Below are 5,864 nucleotides of genomic sequence, written 5' to 3'. Positions count from 1 at the left end.
CCTCCAGGCCGCGGCGGTGTGCGACGGAGATCGCCGCCGCGCCCATGTCGTCGTTGCTGGCGAAGATCGCGGTCGGTGGCCGAGGGTGGGACAGCAGCGCTTCGGTGGCGGCAAGCCCCGAACGGTAGGTGTAGTCGCCCTGCTGGACGAGGCCGGTTTCGACCTGCAGCCCGGCCTCATGCAGGGCGGTGACAAAGCCATCGTAGCGACGCGCGCTCGCGCTCAGGTCGTTGCGGCCGCGGATGAAGCCGATGCGACGGTGACCGTGCTGGATGAGGTGTTCGGCCATCTCCTTGCCGGCGTGGAAGTCGTCGATGCGGACGCAGGAAATATCGTCACTGAGGTGACCCGATGCGATCGCCACCACCGGGATGCCCGCTTTGACCAGTTCGGTCACGGCCGGCTGCGATTCGCACAGCGGGGGCGGCAGAATGACGCCATCCACGCGTCCGTCCAAGGCACGCGCAGCCTTGCGCTCGGCGTCGGGGTCCAGGTTGTCCCAGTAGTGGATGACCAGCTGGATGGCCGCGTTGGACGCCACCCGCAGCAGGCCGACCAGCAGCTCACGCAGATAGGCACCGCTGGGATTGGTGTAGATCAACGCAATGCGCGTGTGGTGTGCGGCGGCCAGCGAACTGGCGGCCAGGTTGGGCGTATAGCCGAGTTCACGCACCGCGCGCATGACGCGTTCGCGGGTGTCATCGCGCACCTTGCCCTGGTTGATCGCCCGCGACACGGTCATCGGCGATACCCCGGCCAGGGCCGCCACCTCGTCGATCGTCACACCGCTGGCTTTGCGGCGGACCGACTTCTTCGGCTTGTCCAATTCGCGCTCCCGTTCTTCTTTTTGACGCTGTCGCAGCCAAAGCACGTCCGGAGCTTACAAGGTTTGCCGTCCACGCTGCGGCTGCGTTCAAGTGTCGCGCGGTGTCATTGGATGCTCGGCGCAGCAGTGGCGCTGTTTGCCTGCGTGGGCAACGTGCGCGCAGAGGATGGGTACGCGCTCTGGCTGCGCTACGCCCCCGTCGAACCCGCGCGCGCGGCCGACGCCCGCATGCGCTTGGCAGAGGTGGTGGCCCCTGACAGAACGCCCACGCAGCGTGCCGCGCGCGAGGAGCTGGGGCGTGGTCTGCGGGGTCTTACGGGCAACGCTCCCCGGATGCAGGGTGTGGCTGCAACCAACGCTTCGCTGGTGCTCGGTACACCGCAGTCGTCGACACTGATCGCGCCATTCCGCGAAGAGATTGAATCGCTCGGCGATGAAGGCTACCTGCTCCGGCGCGCGCGCATTGACGGGCGCGACGTGCTGCTGGTGGCCGCACGCCGCGATATCGGTGTCCTGTACGGCGTGTTTCATCTGCTGCGACTGCTGCAGACGGGCGCGTTGCCGGACGCGCTTGAGGTGCGCGAATCCCCCCGTCTGCGGCTGCGCTTACTCAACCATTGGGACAACCTCGATGGTCATGTCGAACGCGGCTATGCCGGCCGCTCACTCTGGGATTGGCAGACGCTGCCGGAGTGGCGCGACCCGCGCTATACCGACTATGCGCGTGCCAACGCCTCGCTCGGCATCAACGGCACCGTGCTGAACAATGTAAACGCGAGCGCACAGAGCCTTGCGCCGGCGTATCTCGCCAAAGCCGCCGCGCTGGCAGACGTGTTCCGGCCGTACGGCATCCGCGTATACCTGAGCGCGCGCTTCAGCGCGCCCATCGAGCTGGGCGGGCTGAAGACAGCCGATCCGCTCGACCCGGACGTGCAACGTTGGTGGCGCGACAAGGCTGACGAGATCTACGCGCGCATTCCCGATTTCGGTGGCTTCCTGGTCAAGGCCAATTCGGAAGGACAGCCCGGACCGCAGGACTATGGCCGTTCGCATGCGGACGGCGCCAATCTGCTGGCTGACGCGCTGGCACCCCATGGCGGCGTGGTCATGTGGCGCGCCTTCGTCTACGCGCATGAGGTGCCCGAGGACCGCGCCACGCAGGCCTACACCGAGTTTGCCGGCCTGGACGGTGATTTCCGCCCGAACGTGATCGTGCAGGTGAAGAACGGTCCCATCGATTTCCAGCCGCGCGAGCCGTTCCATCCGCTGTTCGGGGCCATGCCGCGCACGCCGTTGATGATGGAAGTCCAGATCACCAAGGAGTATCTCGGCTTTGCCACCCATCTGGTGTACCTGGGGCCGTTGTACGAGGAGGCGCTGCAGTCCGACACCCACGCCCGCGGCGAGGGCTCCACGGTGGCAAGGTCGCTGACCGGCATTGCCGGCGTCGCCAACCTCGGCAACGACCGGACCTGGAGCGGGTCGCACTTCGATCAGGCCAACTGGTACGCCTTCGGTCGTCTCGCCTGGAATCCGGATCAGTCCGCCCGCGACATCGCGACGGACTGGGCGGCCATGACCTTCGCGCCGGATCCTGCGGTGGTGGCGCCCATTGTCGAGATGATGATGGCCTCGCGCGAGGCGGCGGTGAACTACATGACCCCGCTGGGCCTGCACCACCTGATGGCACGGGGGCACCACTACGGTCCCGGTCCCTGGGTGGACGGTGGCCCGCGCGCGGACTGGACGTCTGTCTACTACCACCGCGCTGATCGCGATGGCATCGGCTTCGACCGGACCGCCCGTGGCAGCAACGCGGTGGGCCAGTACGCACCCGAGGTGGCCGCGCTGTATGGCGACCTGGCGCGGGTTCCCGAGCCGCTGCTTCTGTGGTTCCACCACGTGCCGTGGGATCACCGCATGGCCTCCGGCAAGACACTATGGAACGCGCTGGTCGGGCGCTATTCGCAAGGCGTGGACCAGGTGCAGGCCATGCAGGGGACGTGGGCGAGCCTGCGCGGCAGGGTGGATCGGCAACGCTACGAACAGGTCGCCGCCTTTCTCCGCATCCAGCGGCGCGAAGCACAGTGGTGGCGTGATGCAAGTGTGGCGTACTTCCAATCTGTGAGCGGCAGGCCGCTGCCTGCGGGCGAAGTCGCGCCGCCGCACCCGCTGGCATGGTACGAGGCCCTGCAGTTTCCGTCCGCACCGGGAGATGGGCGATGAGTCGGAGCGCTTGGATCGGATGGATGTTGGCGGCCGGGTTGGCGAGCTGCGCCAACCTGGCGCTGGCGCAGGAACGGGGGGCCGCGCTGCTGCATCCGCTGTTCCAGGATCACGCGGTTCTGCAGCGCGACCAACCCTTGCCGGTCTGGGGCCGCGCCACGCCCGGCGCCAAGGTTTCCGTGACCTTCGCACGGCAGGCCGTCACCACGCGCGCCGACGCCAGTGGAGGCTGGCGCGCCACGTTGCAGCCGACGCCCGCTGGCGGTCCTCACCAACTGACCGTCCGCGCGGGGCCGGCTGTCCAAGTGGTGCGTGACCTGCAGATGGGCGATGTCTGGTTGTGTTCCGGGCAGTCGAACATGGAGCTTCCGGTATGGCGCACGCTCGACGCGGTCAGCGAGATCGCTTCGGCCGCGCAACCGACGATCCGGCTGCTCACCGTGCCGAAGGCGGCAGCCGTCACGCCCCAACTTACGTTCCAGACCCCCGTGTCGTGGACACCCGCGTCTCCGGATACGGTGCGCGACTTTTCTGCTGCCTGCTTCTACTTTGCGCGTGACCTGCAGAAGACCGTCAACGTGCCGATGGGGCTGATCCAGTCGGCGTGGGGCGGCTCGCGGATCGAGGCATGGACCAGCGCCGACGCCCTGCGCAGTCAGGGCGGCATGGAACCGGCGCTGGAGGTGCTCGCGCGGTATGCCACCGACCCCGCCGCGGCAAACGCACACTGGGGCAGGCAGTGGCAGCAGTGGTGGGCAACGCGTGCGGGTGCCGTCGCCGGCGACACCCCCTGGCAGCCCGGCGCGGACGGCGCGGGATGGCAGGACGCGCCGGCCATGCTCGGGGCATGGGAGCACTGGGGCGTGCCGGCGCTTTCGCACTACAACGGCATGGTCTGGTACCGCACCCACGTGACCCTGACGGCCGCCCAGGCCGGGCAGGGGGCACGCCTTGAGCTGGGTCCGGTCGATGAGACGGACATGACCTGGGTGAACGGCGTGGCCGTGGGCAGCCAGTACGGTCCAGGCGAGGCGCGGTCGTATCGGTTGCCACCCGGTTTGTTGAAGGCCGGTGCCAACACGGTGGTGATCAATGTGCTGGACACCTACGGCGACGGTGGTCTGGCGGGTCCCGCGAGCGTCCATGCCGTCCACCTGGACGATGGCATGCGGATCGTCCTGGATGCGGCGTGGCAGTACCGTGCGGCACCCGGTGCGCAGGCACCGCCACTGGCGCCGTGGCACGCGGCCACGGGGATGTCGACGCTGTACAACGGCATGATCGCGCCGCTGGGCAGCTATGGCCTGCGGGGCATTGTCTGGTACCAGGGCGAATCGAACACGGGCGACGGCGCCGCCTACGCGGCACGGTTGCGTAGCTTGCGCGATGACTGGCGCAGTCAGTTCGGCACACAGTTGCCGGTATTGGTGGTGCAGTTGGCCGGATACGGCCTTCCACCTCAGGCGCCGGTGGAGAGTGGTTGGGCGCAGGTGCGCGAGGCGCAGCGGCGCGTTGCGGCGGAAGACCGGCACACCGGGCTTGCCCTGGCCATCGACATCGGCGATGCGTACGACATCCACCCGCCCAACAAACAGGAACTCGGCCGACGCCTGGCCCAGGTGGCGCGCCATGTGGTCTACGGCGACCGGACCGTTGCGCCGTCCGGCCCCACGGCACACCACGCATCGCGCACGCGGGATGGTGTGCGGATCGCGTTCGAGCATGTCACCGGCAGCCTGGTCACCATCGGTGCGAACGGCCCCATAGGATTCGAGCTCTGTGACGCCGACGCACGGCACTGCCGCTATGCCGAGGCGGTGCTGGATGGGCTTGAGGTTGTGTTGGATTGCATGGATTGCGTGGAGCCGGCCAGCGGCCGGCACTACCGGAGCGGCGCGTTGCGCGTGCGCTACTGCTGGGCCGATGGCCCGATCTGCACGCTGCGCGACGGCAGCGGCGCGCCGGCCGGGCCCTTCGAGCTTTCCCTCAACGCTGCAGAGGTTCCCTGATGCGTCTGCTGATTGCCACCGTGCTCCTGCTGTTGTCCGCTGCGGTGCAGCCGCTGGGGGCCGCACCCGCGCCACCGGTCTACTTCGACTGGTTCGACTATGCAGGACACGATACGGCCTTCGAAGCGCCGCTACCCGCCGGTCACTACCGCAACCCGATCCTCGCCGGCTTCCACGCCGACCCAAGCATCGTCCGCGCGAACGGCCGTTTCTACCTGGTCAATTCCAGCTTCACCTACTTCCCGGGCATCCCGGTGTTCGAGAGCGTGGATCTGGTGCACTGGAAGCAGATCGGCAACGTGATCGACCGCCCGACGCAGCTGGACTTCGATGGCCTGAGCGTGTCCCGCGGCATCTTCGCACCGGCCATCGCGTACCACGACGGCGTGTTCTATGTGGTGACCACCGCCGTCGACAGCGGCGGCAACTTCATCGCCACCGCGCGGGATCCTGCGGGCCCGTGGTCCGATCCGCACTGGCTGCCGGGCGTCGACGGCATCGACCCATCGCTGTTCTTCAACGACGACGGCACCGTTTACCTGCTCAACAATGATGTGCCGCCCGGTCGGCCGCGCTACGAGGGGCATCGCGCGATCTGGATGCAGCAGATCGATCTGGCCGCGTTCAAGCCGGTGGGCCCACGCAAGGTGCTGATCGACGGCGGCGTGGAGCCGGCGAAGAACCCGATCTGGATCGAGGGGCCGCACCTCTACAAACGCGACGGCTGGTACTACCTGTCCGATGCCGAAGGCGGCACCGGGCCGCAGCATTCCCAAGTGGTCCTGCGCAGTCGCGACGTGTGG

General features: G+C 68.0%; 4 protein-coding genes. 3 read left to right on the top strand and 1 reads right to left on the bottom strand.

Features of this window, described 5'->3' with window-relative positions:
- Positions 1-826, bottom strand: an 826-nt coding sequence (locus AC1DQP_RS15110) for a substrate-binding domain-containing protein (RefSeq protein ID WP_478051919.1), incomplete at its 3' end; no start/stop codon positions are given.
- Between the two features lie 111 nt (positions 827-937).
- On the opposite strand from AC1DQP_RS15110, the gene AC1DQP_RS15105 reads away from it, so the two are divergent.
- The 3 genes from AC1DQP_RS15105 to AC1DQP_RS15095 form a co-directional block, all read left to right on the top strand.
- Complete coding sequence (locus AC1DQP_RS15105) at positions 938-3,052, top strand: alpha-glucuronidase family glycosyl hydrolase (protein WP_478051920.1); 2,115 nt, start codon at positions 938-940, stop codon at positions 3,050-3,052.
- A gap of 23 nt (positions 3,053-3,075) precedes the next feature.
- Positions 3,076-5,061 (top strand): sialate O-acetylesterase, encoded by a 1,986-nt coding sequence (locus AC1DQP_RS15100; RefSeq protein WP_478051918.1) that lies wholly within the window; start codon positions 3,076-3,078, stop codon positions 5,059-5,061.
- Positions 5,061-5,864, top strand: an 804-nt coding sequence (locus AC1DQP_RS15095; RefSeq protein WP_478051917.1) for a glycoside hydrolase family 43 protein, incomplete at its 3' end; no start/stop codon positions are given. The genes AC1DQP_RS15100 and AC1DQP_RS15095, both read left to right, overlap by 1 nt.

Source organism: Stenotrophomonas sp. P5_A8, assembly GCF_056400545.1.
This window is presented reverse-complemented; position numbering and strand designations above follow the sequence as displayed.